Consider the following 21,421-nt stretch of genomic DNA (forward strand, 5'->3'; position numbering starts at 1 on the left):
TTGGTTTCGCTGTGCACACATAACTGATGAACACCACAGCCCCCTGTGGGAGCTTGCTCGCGATCAGCATCACTTCGGTCCCTGATCTGACCACCTGACCTGTATCGCTGCACTATGCTCAGGCAGCCCCCTCACAGGAGTGAACCATGCGCGTACTCGTCACCAACGCCCAGGACGATTTTCGGGTCAAGGCCTATGCCGGCACCAACGGCGTGCTGCTCGCCATGGACCTGGCGGAATCCCGACGCAAAGGGCTGCTGGGTTTTGCCATCGAGAAGCAGCAGGGGGACAAACCCTGGCTGTTCCTGTTCAACAGCCTGACCTTCCCCGACAAGGTCCACACCTTTCCTCAGTTCCACGCCACCCCCAGCGACAAGGCCCCCTTGCAGAAATTTCGCTGGGCCGACTACGCGGTCAACCCCGGCGTAACGATGCACTACCGCGTGCATCTGGCCTACGGCAGCCCCGATGCACCGCAGTTGGGCGAATCCCTGGAAGTCACCGTCACCAGCGACGACGGGCAGCCGGCCAACCAGCGGGTGATCTTCAACCGTGCGGTGGCCGCCAGCCAGGCGTTCCAGCGCAAGTTTCCTGAAGTGGATGCGCTGATCGGCGCCAACAAGCACCTGTCCATCGATGACTGGCCAGACGCCCCGCGTCGCTGGTTGGAAAATGGCCTGCTGGGGCGCCTGACCGGTTTTATCGATCGGGCACTGGATGCCCACTGGGCCCTGGACGTCGCCATTTATGAATACGAACTGCCGGTGATCGTCGATGCGGTGACTGCCGCTCACGCTCGCGGCGCCCAAGTACGAGTGCTGTACCACGCCGAACCGGGCGACGACACCACGGCGCGTAACGAAGCCAGCCTCGAAAAAATGCCGGCGGCCAACAAGCGTGGGCGGGTCACCCACAACATTTTCCACAACAAGTTCATTGTGCTGAGCAAGGTGGATGGCAACGGTTCCTTGCAACCAGAGGCGGTGCTGTGCGGCAGCACCAACTTCACCGCCAACGGTGTCTACCGCCAGGCCAACGTGGTCCATGTGCTGGACGACCCTCGGGTGAGCGGCAGCTACTTCCAGGTGTTCGAGCAGATCTGGGCCGACCCCCAGGACGTCGGTGCCACTCGCCAGTGGCTGACCGACAACAATGCCATGGATCCGCAGCAGGCATTGTTCGCCGGATTCTCGCCGCGCACCGGGGAGGGCGACCTGGATCGCTTCGTCGAGATCATCAAGGGTGCGCGAAAGGACCTGTTGTTCGTCACCGCCTTTGTGTTGCCCGAGCGCATCCTCGACGCCTTGCTCGGCGCCCCCAATGACGACGTGTTGCGCTACGGCCTGCAAAACACCAAGAGCCGCATCACCGGCTTTCACGCCGACCGCACCGCCGAATTCGCCGCCACCGCGTTGCTCAACACCGGTCTTGAAGGCTGGCTGCGGGAAAACATGAAAGGCCAGAAGGGCAACCTGCTGGTGCACACCAAAGCCATCGTCACCGACTTCACCAGCGACACGCCGACCATCCTCAGCGGCAGCCACAACCTGAGCGCCGCGGCCAGCAGCGGCAACGACGAGAATTACCTGATCATCCAGGGCGACACCGACCTGGCCGACCGTTACGGGCTGGAGCTGTTGCGCTTTTATGAGCATTACCGCTTTCGTTACTTCGCGAAAAAACTCGCCCTCAAGCAGGTCAAGCCACTGGCGGTGGATGACAGCTGGAGCGATGACTATTACCGCGAGGGGGATTTGCGGATGTTATCCAGGGTGAGGTTTTGCGGGCGTTAGGTGCAGTAGATTATCCGGTGCTAGCATAGGGCCATCTAATCAGCCTGGAAGCTGCCATGAAGCGCTGTCACGGAACGTCCGCCTTACTTCGCGCCTGTGTCGCGATCCTGTTGTTGGCCCTGGGCACTTCGGCCCTTGCCGCCAATCAACCGTGTTCCGGGCGCAAGGGCGGGATTGCCGGGTGTGACGGCGATACCTTCCTGTGCAATGACGGTTCCATCAGTGCTTCGAAGAAGTCCTGTTCCGCTGTGCTGGGGCTTCGGAACGAAGCTCAACCGCAGTCGTTGCTCAAGTCCGTCGACGGTTGCCAGTGCGGTAGTGGCAATTACTGCGTCGGCCCCCGGGGCGGGGTCTATTGCCTTACGCCTGGTGGCAGCAAGAGCTACAAGCGCAAATAGCCAGGCACACCGCCGAACCATTGTGGGAGCGAGCTTGCTCGCGATAGCGTCAGGTCAGTCGCCATCAATATTGACTGATATACCGCCATCGCGAGCAAGCTCGCTCCCACAGGGTATCCATTTAAAAGTTCCAGAGTGGCTCCGTTTCGGTGCGTCGGGTGCGCCGAGTACCCGGATTGGGGCCTTGTTACCCGTGCGTCGTGGCCAACGGTAGCAACAGCGTTCGCACATGGACGCCACCGTCCGGGGCGCCTGTTTTCCCCATCTCCCTGATTTCCCTCAATTTCCATTTTTCTCTCCCAGGGTCGTAGAGCCTGTGGCACACTTTCTGCTGTCTATTCCGTTGTTACATACCATGTTCCGGTATAACGGAATAAACTCATTCTGGAGTGCTTGCCATGCAACGCCGACCTTCCTTGTTCAAAGCGTGTGTTTTTCTCTTCGCAGCCACGACGGCTGCCATGGGGGTCGCTCAGGCGGCCGACAGCAAGCTGGACAGCGTGCTGCAGCGGGGGAAATTGATCGTGGGCACGGGCAGTACCAATGCCCCGTGGCACTTCCAGGGAGCGGATGGCAAGTTGCAGGGCTTTGATATCGATATTGCGCGGATGGTCGCCAAGGGCCTGTTCAACGACCCGGAGAAAGTCGAGTTCGTGGTGCAGTCTTCCGATGCGCGCATACCCAACCTGTTGACCGACAAGGTCGATATGAGCTGCCAGTTCATCACCGTCACCGCCAGCCGCGCCCAGCAAGTGGCGTTCACCCTGCCGTACTACCGCGAAGGCGTGGGCCTGCTGCTGCCGGCCAACAGCAAGTACAAGGAAATCGAAGACCTCAAGGCTGCCGGCGACGGCGTCACCGTGGCGGTGCTGCAGAACGTCTACGCCGAGGAGCTGGTGCACCAGGCGCTGCCCAAGGCCAAGGTCGACCAGTACGACAGCGTCGACCTGATGTACCAGGCAGTGAACTCCGGCCGCGCCGATGCCGCCGCCACTGACCAGTCCTCGGTCAAGTACCTGATGGTGCAGAACCCTGGCCGCTATCGCAGCCCGGCCTATGCCTGGAGCCCGCAAACCTACGCCTGTGCGGTCAAACGCGGCGACCAGGATTGGCTGAACTTCGTCAACACCACCTTGCATGAAGCCATGACCGGCGTGGAATTCCCCACCTATGCGGCGTCCTTCAAGCAGTGGTTCGGTGTCGAGCTGCCGTCGCCAGCGATCGGTTTCCCCGTTGAATTCAAATGACCCTGTGAGCCCGGGGCGCCACTTGCGGGCGCTCCGTCGAAGGTACTGCCGACCATGAATTATCAGTTGAACTTTGCCGCCGTCTGGCGCGATTTCGACACGCTGCTGGCGGGGCTTGGCCTGGGGCTTTCCCTGGCACTGGTGTCGATCGCCATCGGTTGCGTGATCGGCCTGGCGATGGCGTTCGCGCTGCTGAGCAAACATCGGGTCTTGCGGGTGTTGGCGTCGGTGTATGTGACGGTGATCCGCAATACGCCGATCCTGGTGTTGATCCTGCTGATCTACTTCGCCTTGCCGAGCCTGGGCATCCGCCTGGACAAGCTGCCGTCGTTCGTCATCACCCTCTCGCTGTACGCCGGGGCCTACCTGACCGAAGTGTTTCGCGGCGGGTTGTTGAGCATTCACAAGGGACAGCGTGAAGCCGGGCTGGCCATCGGCCTCGGCGAGTGGCAGGTGAAGGCCTACGTCACCGTGCCGGTGATGCTGCGCAACGTGTTGCCGGCGTTGTCGAACAACTTCATTTCGCTGTTCAAGGACACCTCCCTGGCGGCGGCGATTGCCGTGCCGGAGCTGACCTATTACGCCCGCAAGATCAACGTGGAGAGCTACCGGGTGATCGAAACCTGGCTGGTGACCACGGCGCTGTATGTCGCGGCCTGTTACCTCATTGCCATGGTGCTGCGCTATTTCGAGCAGCGCCTGGCGATTCGCCGTTAGGAGTTTCCCATGTACGAATCACCCAGTTGGTTGCATGAGTTATGGGTTGCCCGGGAGACCCTGTGGGCCGGCTTCCTGACCAGTGTGCAGTGTTCGCTGCTGGCGATTGTGTTGGGCACGTTGATCGGCTTGGTCGCCGGGCTGGTGCTGACCTATGGTCGGACCTGGATGCGCGCGCCGTTTCGTTTCTACGTCGACCTGATTCGCGGCACGCCGGTGTTCGTGCTGGTGCTGGCCTGCTTCTACATGGCTCCGGCCCTGGGCTGGCAGATCGGCGCGTTCCAGGCCGGCGTGCTGGGCCTGACGCTGTTTTGTGGCTCCCACGTGGCCGAGATCGTGCGCGGGGCCTTGCAGGCATTGCCCCGTGGGCAGATGGAGGCGAGCCAGGCCATCGGCCTGACGTTCTACCAGGCGCTGGGTTATGTGCTGTTGCCCCAGGCGTTGCGGCAGATCCTGCCGACCTGGGTCAATTCCTCCACCGAGATCGTCAAGGCCTCGACCCTGCTGTCGGTGATCGGCGTTGCCGAACTGCTGCTCAGCACCCAGCAGATCATCGCCCGGACGTTCATGACCCTGGAGTTTTACCTGTTCGCCGGGTTTCTCTTTTTCATCATCAATTACGCCATTGAATTGCTCGGGCGGCACATTGAAAAGCGGGTGGCCTTGCCATGACTGACGTTTCGAATCTCTCCAACACGGAGCTTTCCAACACAGAGCTCTCCAACACCCGGCCGCTGCTGGACATTCGCGGCCTGCGCAAACAATACGGCCCGCTGGAAGTGCTCAAGGGCGTGGACCTGAGCATGCAGCGCGGCAACGTGGTCACGCTGATCGGTTCCAGCGGTTCGGGCAAGACCACGCTGCTGCGCTGCGTCAACATGCTGGAAGAATTCCAGGGCGGGCAGATCATGCTCGACGGCGAATCCATCGGTTACGACGACATCGACGGCAAGCGCGTGCGCCACGCCGAAAAAGTCATCGCCCGGCACCGGGCCATGACCGGCATGGCATTCCAGCAATTCAACCTGTTCCCGCATTTGACCGCGTTGCAGAACGTGACCCTGGGCCTGCTCAAAGTGAAAAAGCTGGCCAAGGACGAGGCCGTGGCCCTGGCCGAGAAATGGCTGGAGCGGGTGGGCCTGTTGGAGCGGCGCGATCACTTTCCCGGCCAGTTGTCCGGCGGCCAGCAGCAGCGCGTGGCGATTGCCCGGGCGATTGCCATGAACCCCAGCCTGATGCTGTTCGACGAAGTCACCTCGGCCCTGGACCCGGAATTGGTCGGCGAGGTGCTGAACGTGATCAAGGGCCTGGCCGAAGACGGCATGACCATGCTGCTGGTGACCCACGAAATGCGCTTTGCCTTCGAGGTCTCCGACAAGATCGTGTTCATGAACCAGGGCCGCATCGAAGAGCAGGGGCCACCCAAAGAACTGTTCGAGCGGCCGCAATCGCCACGCCTGGCGGAATTTCTCAAGAACACGCGTTTTTAACTTTTCATTCAATAAGGAGATAACCCATGAGCATTACGCGCTACGGCACCGGCAGCACCGCAGGCGGCGGTCAGCCACGGCCATTTGCCCGCGCCGTGGAGGCCGATGGCTGGCTGCACGTGTCCGGCCAGGTGCCGGCGGTGAACGGCGAGATCATTGTCGGCGGGATCGTCGAGCAGACCCATCAGACCATGAAGAACCTGGTCGCCATTCTCGAGGAGGCTGGATACGGTCTGGAAGATGTGGTGCGCTGCGGCGTGTGGCTGGAAGACCCGCGGGATTTCTGGAGTTTCAACAAGGTCTTCGGCGAGTACTTCAGCCCGGAACACGCCCCGGCCAGGGCCTGCGTGCAGGCGAGCATGATGGTCGATTGCAAGGTCGAGATCGACTGCGTGGCCTACAAGAAAAAGGCCTGAACCGTTGTAGGAGCTGCCGAAGGCTGCGATCTTTTGATCCTGATCTTTCGGGCTTTCGCTCATGACTCAATTGGCTGGGGAAAGATCGCAGCCTCGTTACACTCGACAGCTCCTACGACCAATGAACGGGAATGCAATAAATGACCGAAGACACCATCAAACGCCGGGCCCGGGGATTGGATCGGGCGTTCGATATCCTCGATTTCCTCAAGGAAATCGGCCAGCCGCTGCGCCCGAACGATATTGCCAGCGGCATCGGCAGCCCCAAGTCCACGGTCTATGAACTGGTGGCGTCGCTGTTGGAGCGGCGCATCCTCGAGCCGGTGGGCAAGGACGGCCATGTCTACCTGGGCCGCCAGTTGTATTTTCTCGGGCAGGCACACCTGCGGCATTTCGACCTGAGCCGCGAGGCCGACCAGGCCTTGCAGGAGATCGTGCGCCAGACTCGGGAAACGGCGCAGATGTGCCTGCTCAACGGGCGCAAATACACCGTCGCGCTGATGAAGGAAGGCGAGCGGCATTTTCGCATTTCCTCGGACATCGGGGAAAACGCGCCGATCCCGTGGACGGCGTCCGGGCGCCTGTTGCTGGCGCATTTGAGTGACCAGCAGATCGTCGACCTGATCGACCCCGACGATTTCATTTTGCCGGACGGCGAGCGCCTGCCCCTGGAGCAATTTCTCAAGGAAATCCGCCAGGCCGGCCTCGATGGGTTTTTCTCCTTCGACAGTGTCGCCGACACCTTCACCCACTGCTTCGCCGCACCGGTCAAAGACCCGAATGGCGTGGCCATTGCCACCCTGTGCATCGTCGCGCCACGGGCCGACGCCAAGAACAATTACGCCGACTACCGCCGGGTGCTGATCGAAAGCGCCAACCACCTGGCCCGTCGTATCAATGAATAGACAGCAACGGCACTAGCGGCCGTGTGCGAGGAGTTCGAACATGCCTTCCGCCATCCTTAATGCCGGCGTCGAGAAGGGCGCCGCCACCGTCGGCGCCCACCTGCTACGGGACGTCAGCCTGCCGGCGCTGGTGCTGCATCGCGCGGCGCTGGAGCACAACATCCGCTGGATGCAGGATTTCGTCAGCAGCAGCGGTGCCGAACTGGCGCCCCACGGCAAGACCAGCATGACCCCGGCGCTGTTTCGCCGGCAACTGGAGGCCGGCGCCTGGGGCCTGACTCTCGCCAGTGCCGTGCAGACCCGTGCCGCTTACGCCCATGGCGTGCGCCGGGTGTTGATGGCCAACCAATTGGTGGGCACGCCGAACATGGCGCTGATTGCCGATTTGCTCGCCGACCCGGCGTTCGAATTCCACTGCCTGGTCGATCATCCGGACAACGTCGCTGACCTGGGCGCTTACTTCGCCTCGCGCGGCGTACGGCTCAATGTGATGATCGAGTACGGCGTGGTCGGCGGCCGGTGTGGCTGCCGGACCGAAGCCGAGGTCTTGGCCCTGGCCGAGGCGATCCAGGCGCAACCGGCGCTGGCGTTGACCGGCATCGAGGGCTACGAAGGGGTGATCCACGGTGACCACGCCATCAGTGGCATTCGTGCGTTCGCGGCGTCCCTGGTGCGGTTGGCGGTGCAGTTGCAGGACAACGGCGCGTTCGCCATCGACAAGCCGATCATCACCGCCTCGGGGTCGGCCTGGTATGACCTGATCGCCGAATCCTTCGAAGCCCAGAATGCCCACGGGCGTTTCCTCAGCGTGTTGCGCCCCGGCAGCTATGTGGCCCATGACCATGGTATCTACAAAGAGGCGCAGTGCTGCGTGCTGGAGCGCCGCAGCGATTTGCACGAAGGCCTGCGCCCGGCGCTGGAAGTCTGGGCCCATGTGCAATCGCTGCCGGAGCCGGGTTTCGCGGTGATCGCCCTGGGCAAGCGCGACGTGGCCTACGACGCCGGCTTGCCGGTGCCGCTCAAGCGCTACCAGCCCGGATCGGACTCGCTGGCGGGTGACGATGTGAGTGGCTGCAAGGTGACGGCGGTGATGGACCAGCATGCGTTCATGACCGTGGCGGCGGGGGTTGAGTTGCGTGTGGGCGACATCATTTCGTTTGGTACTTCTCACCCGTGCCTGACGTTCGACAAGTGGCGGGTGGGGTGCCTGGTGGATGAGCAGTTGCGGGTGGTGGAGAGCATGGAGACGTGTTTCTAGCCTTTAGACCGAGTCGCGGCTATCGCGGGCAAGCCTTGCTCCCACACTGATCGACTGTGAACACAAAATGGGTGTTTACCCAAGATCCCCTGTGGGAGCAAGGCTTGCCCGCGATAGCGACCTTCCAGACACCGCTGAATTATCAGGATCATCCATGAGCAACCCCAAACCCCGCATCGCCCTGATCGGCGAATGCATGATCGAATTGCAACAACGCGCCGACGGCAGCCTCCTGCAAAGCTTCGGCGGCGACACCCTGAACACGGCGGTGTACCTGGCCCGCGCCTTGGGCGACAGGGGCGCGGTGGATTACGTCACCGCCTTGGGCGACGACAGTTTCAGTGATGCCATGTGTGAAAACTGGGCCGCCGAGAACATCGGGCTGGAGAGGGTCCAGCGCTTGCCTGGACGTTTGCCGGGTTTGTATTGCATCCAGACCGATGCGGCGGGCGAGCGGCGATTCCTGTACTGGCGCAACGAGGCGGCGGTGCGCGATTGTTTTACCACCCCGGCCGCCGGGCCGATCCTGGCCGCGTTGCTGGATTACGATGTGCTGTATTTCAGCGGTGTGACCCTGGCGGTGCTCGGCGAGCAGGGGCGTGGCAAACTCATCGAAACCCTGGTCGAAGCCCGTCGGCGCGGGGCGCTGGTGGTGTTCGACAATAACTTCCGGCCCCGGCTCTGGGCCTCGATCGAAGCGGCGCGGGCGGCGTATCGCAGCGTCTTGCCCTATGTGGAGCTGGCGCTGCTGACCGTAGAGGATGAGCAGGCATTGTTCGCTCATGCCGACAGCGAGGCGGTGTTCGCCGCCTATGCGCAGCTCGGCACGCCCGAGGTGGTGCTCAAGCGCGGTGCCGAGGCCTGCCTGATTCGTTGCGATGGCCAGTCCTATGAGGTGCCCGCCCTGCGGGTCGAGCGCGTCGTCGACACCACGGCGGCGGGGGATTCCTTCAGCGCCGCGTACCTGGCGAGTCGTTTGCTGGGCGGCAGCCCGGTGGAAGCGGCCGAGGCAGGGCACCTGTTGGCGAGCCGGGTGATCCAGGTGCCGGGGGCGTTGATGCCCCGGGCCTGACTGGGCTGTCGATGTACCTGTGGGAGCAAAGCTTTGCTCCCACAGGCAAGCTTTGTTTACACAGACAGGCTTCGCTGACAAAGTGACCGATCAGTCCCGGTAGAACACCTGCACCAGGTGATAGCCGAACTTGCTCTTGATCGGCCCATGCACCACCCGCAGCGGCTTCTTGAAAATCACCGCATCGATCACCCCGACCATCTGCCCCGGCCTTACTTCACCCAAATCGCCGCCGCGTTTGCCCGACGGGCAGGTGGAGTATTTCTTGGCCAGCACGTCGAAAGCTTCGCCCTTGGCGATGCGTTGCTTGAGCTGTTCGGCTTCTTCGGCGGTTTTCACCAGGATATGGCGGGCTTGGGCTTTCATTGCTGCGGTGACCTGAACGGTGCGACGGGGCGGCGATTATGCCTCAAGTCAGTTGCCATGGTTGATCATCGTCCGAATCTTGTTGGCCAGCAGATCGAGGGAGAAGGGCTTGGCGACCATGTCCATGCCCTGGTCGAGGAACCCCTGGCGTTCGGCGGCTTTCTGCGCGTAACCGGTCATGAACAGCACCTTCAGCCCCGGGCGGTGCTGGCGGGCGATTTCCGCCAGTTGCCGGCCATTCATGCCTGGCAGCCCGACATCGGTCACCAACAGGTCAATGCGCTGGTCCGATTCCAGCACGGGAAGCGCGGTCACGGCGTCCCGGGCTTCGAGAGCGGTGTAGCCCAAGGCCTGCAACAGGTCGAGCACCAGCATGCGCACGGCGGGTTCATCCTCCACCAGCAGCACGGTTTCCCCGGCGATGGCCGGCGGTACGACGACCGTTTCTGGCGTTTCGGGTGGTTGGGTCGGCGAAACGTGCAAGCGCGGCAGGTACAACTGCACCCGCGTGCCTTGGCCCGGCACGCTGTCGAGGTTGAGGTGCCCACCCGACTGCTGGGCAAAACCGTAGATCATCGACAAACCCAGGCCGGTGCCCTGGCCGATGGGTTTGGTGGTGAAAAATGGATCGAAGGCCTTGGCCAGCACGGCGGGGGTCATGCCGCTGCCGTTGTCGCTGACGGCGATCATCACGTAGTCCCCGGCCTTGACCGGTTCCAGGGTGTTGATGTCCGTACCGTCGAGATAGACGTTGGCGGTTTCGACGATCAGTTCGCCGCCCTCGGGCATGGCATCGCGGGCGTTGATCACCAGGTTGAGCAGGGCGTTTTCCAACTGGCTGGCGTCGGTGTTGACCGGCCACAGCTCGCTGGCCAGTTGCAGCCGCAGCACGATGTGATCGCCGGTGGTACGGCTCAGCAGGTCTTCGAGCGAGTGCACCAGGTCATTGGCGTCCAGCGGCTTGCGGTCCAGGGACTGGCGCCGGGAAAAGGCCAGCAACCGATGGGTCAGGGCCGCGGCGCGGTTGGCCGAGGACACCGCCGCTTCGGTGAAGCGCCCGATCTCGTCAGTGCGACCAGCGGCGATGTAGCGTTGCATCAGGTCGAGGCTGCCGAGGATGCCGGTGAGCATATTGTTGAAGTCATGGGCAATGCCGCCCGTGAGTTGGCCCACGGCTTCCATTTTCTGTGCATGGCGCAGGGCTTCTTCGGCGCGCTCGCGTTCGAACATCTCGCTTTGCAGCCGGTGATTGGCTTCGGCCAGTTGCTGGGTACGGGCGATGACCCGTTCTTCCAGTGTTTCGTTGAGGTTGCGCAGAGCCTCCTCGGTTTTCCGGCTCTCGGTTTCGTCAATCACGAAGATGTAGAAACCGTTCACCGCACCGTCCGGCCCATGGCGAGGCAGGTAGTTGATCAGTGAATGGCGCGGACGCCCATCGCGATGGTCCATCTGCACGGTGAAGCTGCACGGCTTGCCGGCCAGGGCGTCGGCGATCTGTTGGGCGCGGGCGGCATAGGCTTCATCACCGAGCACTTCACGGATGGTCTTGCCGTAGAGCTCCTGCGGGGTCAGGCCGTACCAGTCCAGGTAAGCGCTATTGTTCAGCCGGAAACGCTCTTCGCGGTCCACGTAGCTGATGAGGATCGGCATGGCATTGATGATCAACTGCAGCTCGGTCTGGCTCTGGCGCAGGGCTTGCTCGGTGCGCTTGCGTTCGGTGAGGTCCAGCGCCGCACCAAGAAAGCGCTTGGGTCGGCCGTGGCGATCCTTGTAGTAACGGCCGCGCACGTACACCCAGCGCAACTCATCGTCGGGCTGCAACAGCCGGTATTCCTCGGCGTATTCGGTGCCATGGGTGATGCAGTGCTTGATGCTGCGGGCAACCATCGCCCGGTCCTCGGGGTGCACGCCTTCGAGATAGGCGCTGATGGGCAACTGGCGGGACAGGTTGGGATCGACACCATGCAAGAGGGCGAAATGGGCGTCGGCAATAAAGCGGTCTTCGCTGATGTCCCAGTCCCAGGTGCCCAGCGCATCGGCGGCGGCCAGGGCCAGTTGCAGGCGTTCTTCGCTTTCGTGCTGGGCCTTGAGGCTGGCCTCGGAGCGGCGTTCGAACTCCATGGCCAGGCGGCGTCGTTCGCTGGTTTCGATGGCGGTGACCAGGATGCCGGCGACGCCGCCGCTTTCGTCACGCACCGGGCTGTAGGTCAGGTCCAGCCAGACATCGCAGAGACGGCCGGCGAAGGGTACGCGCCATTGCTGGTCGCGACAGGTGTGCGTCTGGCCTTGCAACACACGGTGATAAATTCCTTCGGTCGCACTCTTGAGTTCAGGCCATGCTGTGTGGGTCGGTCGGCCGAACGCCCGGGGGTGCTTGTCACCGGCCAGTCGGCCGAAGGCGTCGTTGTAGAGATGGGACAGCTGCGGTCCCCACAGCAAGGCCATCGGCATGGGTGAATGGAGCACAATGTCCACGGCGGTACGCAGGCTTTGCGGCCAGTTCTGGGCAGTGCCCAGCGGGGTCAGGGCCCAGTCCACCTGGCTGATCAGGCGTTGCGTATCGCTGCCGGCGGGTGTCGCGTTCATCAGGCGATCCCTGGCTGTCGTGTCTGTGCCACGGTGTCGACTATCCTCAGAAGAGGGTACATACGGGTGGGGCTGAAGGGTTTCATGTTCGGCTCAGCTTGTTTCATTGATGTCTCGCGGAAGTTTCAGTCCATGGAAATCGATCCGTTGTTGCGAATCCTGGCGAGCCAGAATGGTTCCGACCTTTACATGTCCACGGGTGCGCCACCGTGCGCGCGTTTCGAGGGCGTGATCAAGCCCTTGGGGAACGAGGCGTTCAAGGTCGGCGACATTGCCAGGCTCGCCGAGTCTCTGATGGACGCCGAACAGCGTCTTGAGTTCGATCGGGAGTTGGAAATGAACCTGGCGATCTCCCTGGCCGGCGTCGGGCGGTTCCGGGTCAATATCTTCAAGCAACGCAATGACGTGTCCATGGTGATACGCAACGTCAAGCTGGACATCCCGCGCTTCGAAGACCTGAAACTGCCCCGGGTGCTGTTGGACACCATCATGCAGAAACAGGGGTTGATGCTGTTCGTCGGTGCCACAGGCTCGGGCAAGTCGACCTCCCTGGCGGCGCTGATCGATTACCGCAATCGCAACAGCAGCGGTCACATCATCACCATCGAGGACCCGGTGGAGTATATCCATCGGCACAAGAAATCCATCATCAATCAACGGGAAGTGGGTGTCGACACCCGCAGCTTCCATGCGGCGCTGAAAAACACCCTGCGTCAGGCCCCGGACGTGGTGCTGATCGGCGAAATTCGCGACCGGGAAACCATGGAACATGCCCTGGCCTTCGCCGACACCGGGCACCTGGTGATTTCCACCTTGCATGCCCATAACGCCAACCAGGCCCTGGACCGGGTGATCAATTTCTTTCCGGAAGAACGCCGGCCGCAGTTGCTCAATGACCTGGGCAACAACCTCAAGGCGTTCGTCTCCCAGCGTCTGGTGCGCACCCGCACCGGCCAGCGACGGGCGGCGGTGGAGGTCATGCTGGGCTCGCCGACGGTGGCCGACCTGATCCGGCGCAACGAGCTCGGCGAGCTCAAGGGCATCATGGAGAAGTCAGAGGAACTGGGAATGCAAACCTTCGATCAGGCGCTGTTCAACCTGGTGGTCGAAGGCGCCATCGATGAGGAAGAAGCGCTGAAAAATGCCGACTCGGCGAACAACCTGCGGTTGCGGTTGAAGTTGCATAGCGAGTCGGGGGCGGCGGCGCCACCGGCCGATCCGGCGGCGGGAGAGTGGGGGCTTATGGATTGAGTACTTCTGTGGGAACAACACTTGTGGAAGCAAAGCCTGTGATGAGCCTGTGGGAGCAAAGCTTGCTCGCGATAAACGATGACGCGGTAGGTCTGAAAAACCGCGTTGCCTGTATCGCGAGCAAGCTTTGCTCCCACAGACCTGGCTCCCACAAGTGTTTTTGCTCCCCACAGGTCTGAGGCCTGCTCAGTTCAAGTAGCCAGCTCCGGCCGATCCCGAAACTGCTCCAAAGCCCCAGGGTTGGCCAGGGCATCGGTGTTCTTCACCACCTCGCCATGCACCACGTTGCGCACCGCCAGCTCCACCACCTTGCCGCTGATGGTTCGCGGAATATCATTGACCGCGAGGATCTTCGCCGGCACATGACGCGGTGTGGTGTTGGCCCGGATGACCTGGCGGATCCTTTGCTCCAGGGCTTCATCCAGCGTCACGCCATCGCGCAGGCGCACGAACAGCACCACCCGGACATCGCCCTGCCATTGCTGGCCGATGGCGACGCTGTCCAGCACCTGCTCGACTTTTTCCACCTGCCGATAGATTTCCGCCGTGCCGATGCGTACGCCGCCGGGGTTGAGCACGGCGTCGGAGCGTCCGTGGATCAGGAAACCGCCGTGGGGCAGTTCTTCGGCGTAGTCACCTTGGGCCCACACGCCGGGAAACTGGGCGAAGTAGGAGGCGCGGAGTTTTTCCTGCCGCGGGTCGTTCCACAAACCAATGGGCATCGCCGGGAAGTGCCGGATGCACACCAACTCACCTTTTTCACCAATGACCGGGTTGCCGGCCTCGTTCCAGACCTGCACGGCCATGCCCAGGCTCTTGCCCTGCATCTCGCCCCGGCGCACCGGCGACAGTGGGTTGCCGTTGACGAAGCAGGACACAATGTCGGTGCCGCCGGACATCGAGGCCAGGCAAACATCGGCCTTGATGTCGCGGTACACGTAATCGTAGCTATGGGGCGCCAGTGCCGAACCGGTGGAGAGCAGGGTTTTCAGGCTGTCCAAACGGTGCGTCTGGCGGGGCTTGAGGCCCTCGCTTTCCAGGGCGGCGAGGAACTTGGGGCTGGTGCCGAATACGCTGATGCGCTGCTGATCGATCAGGTCCAGCAGGCGCTCGGGGCCGGGGTGGAACGGCGAACCATCGTAGAGCACCACCGTGCTGCCCACGGCGAGGGCCGACACCAGCCAGTTCCACATCATCCAACCGCAGGTCGTGTAGTAGAACAGCCGATCCTCGGGCCCGAGGTCGACGTGCAGGCCATGTTCCTTGACGTGTTGCAGCAGCACGCCACCGGTGCCGTGGACGATGCACTTCGGCACGCCGGTGGTGCCACTGGAATACAGGATGTACAGCGGGTGATCGAAGGGCACGCTGACGAACGCTGGTTCGCCACCGCTTTGATAAAAGTCGTTCCACAGCGCGACAGCGGCCGAGGTCTTGAAGTCCTCGACGCGGGCGTCAGGCTGGGCATAAGGCAGTACGATCAATTGCTGCAATGACGGCAATCGTTCAAGGATTTCGTTGACCTTGGCTCGCTGGTCGATGATTTTCCCGGCATAGCGATAACCCGCGCAGGTGATCAACACCTTGGGCTCGATCTGGCCGAACCGGTCGATGACACCTTGGGTGCCGAAATCCGGCGACGAGCACGACCAGATCGCGCCCAGGCTGGTGGTGGCGAGCATGCCGACCAGGGTCTGCCAGGTGTTGGGCATGCAAGCGGCGACTCGATCGCCCTGGGTGACGCCGGCGGCCTTGAGGCTTGTTTGCAGGCCGGCGACATGGGCGGCGAGTTCGGCCCAGGTCAGTTGTTCCTGGCCGCCGTTTTCGTCGAGCGCCACCACGGCGACGGCATCATCGCGGCGGCGCAGCAGGTGTTCGGCAAAGTTCAGCGTGGCGCCAGGGAACCACTGGGCGCTGGGCATTTGCGAACCTTCCACCAATACCGCGTCGGGCGCTTGGTGAAAGCGAATCTCGAAGAAATCGACAATGGCCTGCCAGAAGGCCTCGCGCTGGTCGATGCTCCAGGCGTGCAGGGCCGGGTAGTCGTGCAGTTGCAGGTGATGTCGCGCGTTGACGAACAGGCGAAAGGCGTTCATGCGCGACTGGGCGATGCGTTCGGGGCTGGGTTGCCAGAGGATGTCGGACATGGGGTGCCTCTTGTTCTTTTGTCGGGCCTGACGATCGTTCCTACGCTCTGCGTGGGAATGCCTCTGGGGACGCTCCGCGTTCCGTTCTTGGGACGCAGAGCGTCCCTGTCTGCATTCCCACGCAGAGCGTGGGAACGATCAGTATCCAGTAGAGAGGGTTATTGAGCCAACCACCCACCATCGATATTCCACGCCGCGCCGCGCACCTGGCTGCCGGCTTCACTGCACAGGAACAGCACCAGTTCCCCCAGCTGCGGTGGGGTGACGAATTCCAGGGACGGCTGTTTCTCGGCCAGCAGGTCATGCTGTGCCTGTTGCGGATCGACGCCGGCGGCAATGCGATCATCGATCTGTTTTTGCACCAGCGGCGTCAGCACCCAGCCCGGGCAGATGGCGTTGCAGGTCACGTTGCTGGTGGCGGTTTCCAGGCCGACCACCTTGGTCAGGCCAATCACCCCATGCTTGGCCGCGACATACGCCGCCTTGCCCACCGAGCCGACCTGGCCGTGCACCGAGGCGATGTTGATAATCCGCCCCCAGCCCCTGGCGCGCATGCCCGGCAGGCTCAGGCGGGTGGCGTGGAACACCGAGGACAGGTTGATGGCAATGATCGAGTCCCAGCGCTCCACCGGGAAATCCTCCACGGCGGCCACGTGCTGGATCCCGGCGTTGTTCACCAGGACGTCCACGCCGCCGAACTCGCGCTCGGCGTAGGCGAGCATGTCGGCGATCTGCGCCGGGTTGCTGACGTCGGCTGGATGATGACCGACCTTGCCGCCGAACTGTTTCACCTCGGCGATCACCGCCGAGGCATCGCCAAAGCCGTTGAGGATCAGGTTGGCCCCGGCCTTGGCCAGGCTCAGGGCAATGCCCAGGCCGATGCCGCTGGTAGAACCGGTGACCAGGGCGGTCTTGCCCGAAAGATTGGTTGTCATGGGAACCTCACACAATGCCAGTGGCGTAGAACACACCGATCACGAAGAACACCGCGAGGGTCTTGATCAGCGTAATGCAGAAAATGTCTTTGTAGGCTTCGCGGTGGGTCAGTCCGGTCACCGCCAGCAGGGTAATCACCGCGCCGTTGTGGGGCAGGGTGTCCATGCCGCCGCTGGCCATGGCGGCTACCCGGTGTAGCACTTCCAGAGGAATGTTGGCGGCGTGGGCGGCGCTGATAAAGGTTTCCGACATCGCCGCCAAAGCGATGCTCATGCCTCCCGAGGCGGAGCCGGTGATGCCCGCCAGCAGCGTGACGGTCACCGCTTCGTTGACCAGTGGGTTGGGAATGCTCTTGAGCCAGTCGGCCAGCACCAGGAAACCCGGCAAGGATGCGATGACCGCGCCGAAGCCGTACTCCGACGCAGTGTTCATCGCCGCCAGCAACGCGCCGCCCACGGCGCTCTTGCTGCCTTCGGCCAGCTTGCTGCGAATGGCCCGGAAACCGAACAGCAGGACCATGATGATGCCCACCAGCAACGCCGCCTGCACCGCCCAGATCGCGGTGAGCTTGGCGATGTCGCTGGTCACTGGCGCCGCCATGCCCGGCAGCGCCAGGCTGTGGGTCTTGCCATACCACTGGGGAATCCATTGGGTGAACAACAGGTTCATGAGGCCTACCGCCAGCAGTGGCGAAACGGCGATCCAGGGGTTTGGCAGCTTGATGTCTTCGGCGGTTTCCGGCTCGTTGCGCAACTCGGTGCCATAGCCTTCACCCACGCGCTGGGCTTTGTTGCGCTGGCGTTGCAGGAACAGCATGCCGAGGCTGAACACGAAGATCGTACCGATCACGCCCAGCCACGGTGCGGCCCAGGCAGTGGTGTTGAAGAACGTGCTGGGGATGATGTTCTGGATCTGCGGCGTGCCGGGCAGGGCGTCCATGGTGAACGAGAACGCGCCGAGGGCGATGGTGGCCGGGATCAGGCGCTTGGGGATATTACTCTGGCGGAACATCTCCGCGGCGAACGGGTACACCGCGAACACCACGACGAACAGCGACACGCCGCCATAGGTCAGCAAGGCACAGACCAGCACGATCACCAGCATCGCCTGGCGCGTACCCAACAAGCGAATCGCCGCGGCGACGATGGAGCGGGAGAAGCCCGACAGCTCGATCAACTTGCCGAACACTGCGCCAAGCAGGAATACCGGGAAATACAGTTTGATGAAGCCGACCATTTTTTCCATGAACACCCCGGTGAAGGCGGGGGCGACGGCGGACGGGTCGGTGAGCAGGACGGCGCCGAGGGCGGCGATGGGGGCAAAGAGGATAACGCTGTAGCCACGATAGGCGGCAACCATCAGCAGCGTGAGGGCTGCCAAGGCAATGATCACACTCATGGTGTGTCTCCTGGATTGTTATTGTTGTGGTGAAGCTGTGGGGAGGGCTTTAGCGAGTTTTGTGCCAGGTGCGTAACTGACTGAAATATAAGGGGATTATTTGGGTTTGTAGGGCGGGCGCGAGGGTTTTATCTCTGTTTGGAGATTTTTAGGGGCTTGGCTGGCCTCATCGCGAGCAGGCTCGCTCCCACAGTTGATCGTGTTGAATGGAGGAACACCTTGCCCTGTGGGAGCGAGCCTGCTCGCGATGAGCGCGAAGCGCTCCAAAATCAGTAGTCTACCTATCGAGAATTAAGTCTCTTTATTGAGACTCTGCAATCCCCAACGCCACCATCTTCTTGTACAACGTCGACCGTCCCAGCCCCAACCGCTCGGCCGCTTCAACCACTTTGCCCCCGCATTGCGCGAGGGTGGTTTCGATCAACTGCCGGTCGAAGCGTGCCCGGGCCTGGCTGAAAGTTTCTTGCGGCAACGGTTCCAGGCTTGGACTTGCCGTGTGGGTTACCGGTATGAACGTGCCGATGGCGGCGCGGATGTCCGCTGCCGTGAGCACCAGGTCGTCGCTGAGCAGCGCGGCCCGTTCCAGCACGTTGCGCAGTTCGCGGATGTTGCCCGGCCAGGCGTGTTGCCGCAGCAGGTCGAGGGCGGCGGGGTTCAGTTCGTGCTGGCTGCGCAGTTCTTCAAGGATCGCTTCGCTCAGGGCCGGCAAATCATCCAGGCGCTCGCGCAACGGCGGAACGTGGATCGGCAGCACGTTGAGGCGGTAATACAGGTCGGCGCGGAACTCTCCGCGCTTGATCGCGGCTTCCAGGTCCATGGAGGTAGCGGCGATTATTCGCACGTCGCTTTGCAGCACCTCGTTGGAGCCCACCGGTTCGTATTCCTTTTCCTGGAGCACACGCAGCAGTTTGCTTTGCAGCGGCAGCGGCATGTCGCCGATCTCGTCGAGGAACAGCGTACCGCCCTGGGCGATCTGCAGTTTGCCGGCGCGGCCCTTGCGGTCGGCCCCGGTAAACGCCCCTGGCGCGGTGCCGAAGAATTCGGCTTCCAGCAGCGACTCGGGAATCGCCGCGCTGTTGATGCTGACGAACGCCTTGTGGGCGCGCGGCGAAGCACTGTGGATGGCCTGGGCCAGCAGTTCCTTGCCGGTGCCGGTTTCGCCGAGCAGCAGCACTGGCGAATCGGCGCTGGCGCTGCGCCGGGCACGGCGCTTGACCTCAAGGCCGGCGTTGCTGGTGCCAATGAAATGGGCAAAGTTGTACTTGGTCTGCCGCGCCCGCAGCAGCGAGCGGGTGGAGGCCAGTTCTTCCTGCATGCTCAGGTAGCGCTTGAGCATCGGAGAGAGGCTGCGCAATTCATCGAACAAGGCAAAGCCGATGGCACCGATCACCGCGCCCGCGCTGTCGTGGATCGGCAGGCGCATCACCACCAAGGGTTCCTTGGGCGTGTCCTGCATGTCCAGCAGGATCGGGCGCCCGGTGCGCACAACTTCACGCAACAGGCTGCCGGGAATCACGCTCTCGCACGCCCGGCCAATCGCCTCCTGCGCCGAGTTCAGGCCGAAGCGGCGAGCGTAGCGTTCGTTCATCCAGACGATGTTCGCGTCACGGTCGACAATCACCGTGCCTTCGCTGGACTGCTCGATGATCTCGAACAACGAACGGATCGCCAGCGTGCGCACGCGCTTGTAATCCTTGAGGCTTTCGGTGGGGTTCATCAATATCGTCCCGAATAGGTGATGTCAGTGCCGCCGTCATCGCGAGCAGGCTCCCACAGTGGGTCTTCAGCACACCGAAGATCACATGTGGGAGCGAGCCTGCTCGCGATGGGCGCGACGCGGAACCAAGTCTTGCGCAGGATTATGCCCACCCCGTATGCGCCGCCGCCAACAACTCCTTGGTATAGGGATGCTGGGGCGAGTCGAACACGTCATGACTGGCGCCTTGCTCGACCACTTTACCGTCCTTGATCACGATCATGTCATGGGCCAGGGCACGGATCACCGCCAGGTCGTGGCTGATGAACAGGTAGGTCAAGTCGTACTTCTCCTGGAGCTGACGGAGCAGGGCGACGACTTGTTTCTGCACGGTGCGGTCCAGTGCCGAGGTGGGTTCGTCCAGCAGAATCAACGCTGGCTTGAGCACCAGGGCCCGGGCAATGGCGATGCGCTGGCGCTGGCCGCCGGAGAACTCATGGGGGTAGCGATGACGGGTCGAAGGGTCGAGGCCGACCTCCTTGAGGGCCTGGATCACTCGGGCTTCACACTGTTCGGGGCTGGAAGGCTGGTGGACCTCCAGGCCTTCGCTGATGATCTGCTGCACCGACATGCGCGGGCTGAGGCTGCCGAACGGGTCCTGGAACACCACCTGCATCTGCTTGCGCCACGGCCGCAATGCTTTTTGCGACAGCTGATCGAGGGCCTGGCCCTGGAAGCGAATGCTGCCTTCGGATTCGATCAACCTCAGGATCGCCTGGCCGAGCGTGGACTTGCCGGAACCGGATTCGCCGACGATGCCCAGGGTCTTGCCCCGTTGGATGGACAGGCTGATGCCGTCCACGGCGCGCAAGTATTCCTTGCGCCGGAACAGGCCGCCGCCCAGGGGGAAACTGACGTGCAGGTCCTGTACCTGCAGCACCTCTTCGCGCTCGTCCCGGGGCAGGGCTTGGCCTTCCGGTTCGGCGTGCAGCAGCTCACAGCTGTAGGGGTGTTTCGGCGCGTTGAAGAGGGTTTCGCAGGGCGCCTGTTCGACGATTTCTCCATCCTTCATCACGCACACCCGTTGGGCGATGCTGCGCACCAGGTTGAGGTCGTGGCTGATCAATAGCATGGACATGCCAAGGCGTTGCTGCAGCGACTTGAGCAGCAGCAGAATCTTGCGCTGCACGGTCACGTCCAATGCAGTGGTCGGTTCGTCGGCAATCAACAGTTCCGGCTCGCAGGCCAGGGCCATGGCGATGATGACCCGCTGCCGCTGGCCGCCGGACAGTTGATGAGGATAGGCCTTGAGTCGCTCGACGGGGTTTTGAATGCCAACCAGGGCCAGCAGCTCCAGAATGCGCTGGCGCGCGGCTTTGCCTCCCAGGCCCTTGTGCAGCATCAGCGTTTCGCCGATCTGCTTTTCGACGCTGTGCAGCGGATTCAGCGAAGTCATCGGCTCCTGGAAGATCATGGCGATCCGGTTGCCGCGCAGCTCCCGCAGGGCCGTGGTGTCGGCGCTCACCAGTTCCTGGCCGCGATAGCGAATGCTGCCGGTGGTGCGGGCTTCTGTCTCGGGCAGCAGTTGCAGGATCGAGTGGGCCGTCACTGACTTGCCGGAGCCGGACTCGCCCACCAGGGCCAGGCATTCGCCGGGGCGGATGTCCAGGCACAGGTTGCGCACCACGGTGTTGTCGTTGAAGGCCACGCTCAGGTCGCGGATTTCGATCAGGTTGTCGCTCATC

18 protein-coding genes are annotated in these 21,421 nt (G+C 62.6%); 11 read left to right on the forward strand and 7 right to left on the reverse strand.

Annotated elements, in window-relative coordinates:
• Positions 1-146: 146 nt before the first annotated feature.
• The 10 genes from ASC85_RS00710 (at position 147) to ASC85_RS00755 (ending at position 9,296) form a co-directional block, all read left to right on the forward strand.
• A complete protein-coding gene (locus ASC85_RS00710; protein ID WP_057447848.1) occupies positions 147-1,793 on the forward strand; it encodes a phospholipase D-like domain-containing protein in 1,647 nt (548 codons plus the stop codon).
• Positions 1,794-1,849: 56 nt separating this feature from the next.
• Positions 1,850-2,191 carry a hypothetical protein gene (locus ASC85_RS00715; protein WP_057447849.1) on the forward strand — a complete coding sequence of 114 codons (342 nt, stop codon included), beginning with the start codon at positions 1,850-1,852 and terminating at the stop codon, positions 2,189-2,191.
• Positions 2,192-2,589: 398 nt separating this feature from the next.
• Positions 2,590-3,438 carry a transporter substrate-binding domain-containing protein gene (locus tag ASC85_RS00720; RefSeq protein WP_003200222.1) on the forward strand — a complete coding sequence of 283 codons (849 nt, stop codon included), beginning with the start codon at positions 2,590-2,592 and terminating at the stop codon, positions 3,436-3,438.
• A 54-nt stretch (positions 3,439-3,492) separates the two neighbouring features.
• Positions 3,493-4,155: an amino acid ABC transporter permease gene (locus ASC85_RS00725; protein WP_018608019.1), complete on the forward strand. Its 663-nt coding sequence runs from the start codon at positions 3,493-3,495 to the stop codon at positions 4,153-4,155.
• A gap of 9 nt (positions 4,156-4,164) precedes the next feature.
• Positions 4,165-4,827, forward strand: coding sequence for an amino acid ABC transporter permease (locus ASC85_RS00730; protein ID WP_057447850.1), 663 nt, complete (start codon positions 4,165-4,167; stop codon positions 4,825-4,827).
• Positions 4,824-5,645 (forward strand): amino acid ABC transporter ATP-binding protein, encoded by an 822-nt coding sequence (locus ASC85_RS00735; protein WP_057447851.1) that lies wholly within the window; start codon positions 4,824-4,826, stop codon positions 5,643-5,645. Before ASC85_RS00730 ends, ASC85_RS00735 begins: the two co-directional genes overlap by 4 nt.
• A gap of 26 nt (positions 5,646-5,671) precedes the next feature.
• A complete protein-coding gene (locus ASC85_RS00740; RefSeq protein WP_013692714.1) occupies positions 5,672-6,061 on the forward strand; it encodes a RidA family protein in 390 nt (129 codons plus the stop codon).
• A 140-nt stretch (positions 6,062-6,201) separates the two neighbouring features.
• Complete coding sequence (locus ASC85_RS00745) at positions 6,202-6,966, forward strand: IclR family transcriptional regulator (protein ID WP_003200234.1); 765 nt, start codon at positions 6,202-6,204, stop codon at positions 6,964-6,966.
• Between the two features lie 40 nt (positions 6,967-7,006).
• Positions 7,007-8,224: an amino acid deaminase gene (locus tag ASC85_RS00750; RefSeq protein WP_057447852.1), complete on the forward strand. Its 1,218-nt coding sequence runs from the start codon at positions 7,007-7,009 to the stop codon at positions 8,222-8,224.
• A gap of 154 nt (positions 8,225-8,378) precedes the next feature.
• A complete protein-coding gene (locus tag ASC85_RS00755; protein ID WP_057447853.1) occupies positions 8,379-9,296 on the forward strand; it encodes a sugar kinase in 918 nt (305 codons plus the stop codon).
• 90 nt (positions 9,297-9,386) lie between these two features.
• Here the strand turns inward: ASC85_RS00755 and ASC85_RS00760 are convergent, their stop codons facing one another.
• On the reverse strand, positions 9,387-9,662 hold the full coding sequence (locus ASC85_RS00760; RefSeq protein ID WP_003182808.1) for a peptidylprolyl isomerase: 276 nt from the start codon (positions 9,660-9,662) through the stop codon (positions 9,387-9,389).
• 48 nt (positions 9,663-9,710) lie between these two features.
• A complete protein-coding gene (locus ASC85_RS00765; RefSeq protein WP_057447854.1) occupies positions 9,711-12,248 on the reverse strand; it encodes a hybrid sensor histidine kinase/response regulator in 2,538 nt (845 codons plus the stop codon).
• Between the two features lie 132 nt (positions 12,249-12,380).
• On the opposite strand from ASC85_RS00765, the gene ASC85_RS00770 reads away from it, so the two are divergent.
• Positions 12,381-13,499 carry a PilT/PilU family type 4a pilus ATPase gene (locus ASC85_RS00770; protein ID WP_057448215.1) on the forward strand — a complete coding sequence of 373 codons (1,119 nt, stop codon included), beginning with the start codon at positions 12,381-12,383 and terminating at the stop codon, positions 13,497-13,499.
• A gap of 191 nt (positions 13,500-13,690) precedes the next feature.
• On the opposite strand, the gene ASC85_RS00775 is transcribed toward ASC85_RS00770, so the two are convergent.
• The 5 genes from ASC85_RS00775 to ASC85_RS00795 form a co-directional block, all read right to left on the reverse strand.
• Positions 13,691-15,646, reverse strand: coding sequence for an acetoacetate--CoA ligase (locus ASC85_RS00775; RefSeq protein WP_057447855.1), 1,956 nt, complete (start codon positions 15,644-15,646; stop codon positions 13,691-13,693).
• Positions 15,647-15,804: 158 nt separating this feature from the next.
• Complete coding sequence (locus ASC85_RS00780) at positions 15,805-16,581, reverse strand: 3-hydroxybutyrate dehydrogenase (RefSeq protein ID WP_057447856.1); 777 nt, start codon at positions 16,579-16,581, stop codon at positions 15,805-15,807.
• Positions 16,582-16,588: 7 nt separating this feature from the next.
• Complete coding sequence (locus tag ASC85_RS00785) at positions 16,589-17,980, reverse strand: GntP family permease (protein WP_057447857.1); 1,392 nt, start codon at positions 17,978-17,980, stop codon at positions 16,589-16,591.
• A gap of 301 nt (positions 17,981-18,281) precedes the next feature.
• Positions 18,282-19,697, reverse strand: coding sequence for a sigma-54 interaction domain-containing protein (locus ASC85_RS00790; RefSeq protein WP_057447858.1), 1,416 nt, complete (start codon positions 19,695-19,697; stop codon positions 18,282-18,284).
• A 142-nt stretch (positions 19,698-19,839) separates the two neighbouring features.
• Entirely contained in the window at positions 19,840-21,420 is a 1,581-nt protein-coding gene (locus ASC85_RS00795) for an ABC transporter ATP-binding protein (RefSeq protein ID WP_057448216.1), read from the reverse strand.
• Position 21,421 lies beyond the last annotated feature (1 nt).

This window comes from Pseudomonas sp. Root401 (genome assembly GCF_001425105.1).
GTDB lineage: Bacteria > Pseudomonadota > Gammaproteobacteria > Pseudomonadales > Pseudomonadaceae > Aquipseudomonas > Aquipseudomonas brassicacearum.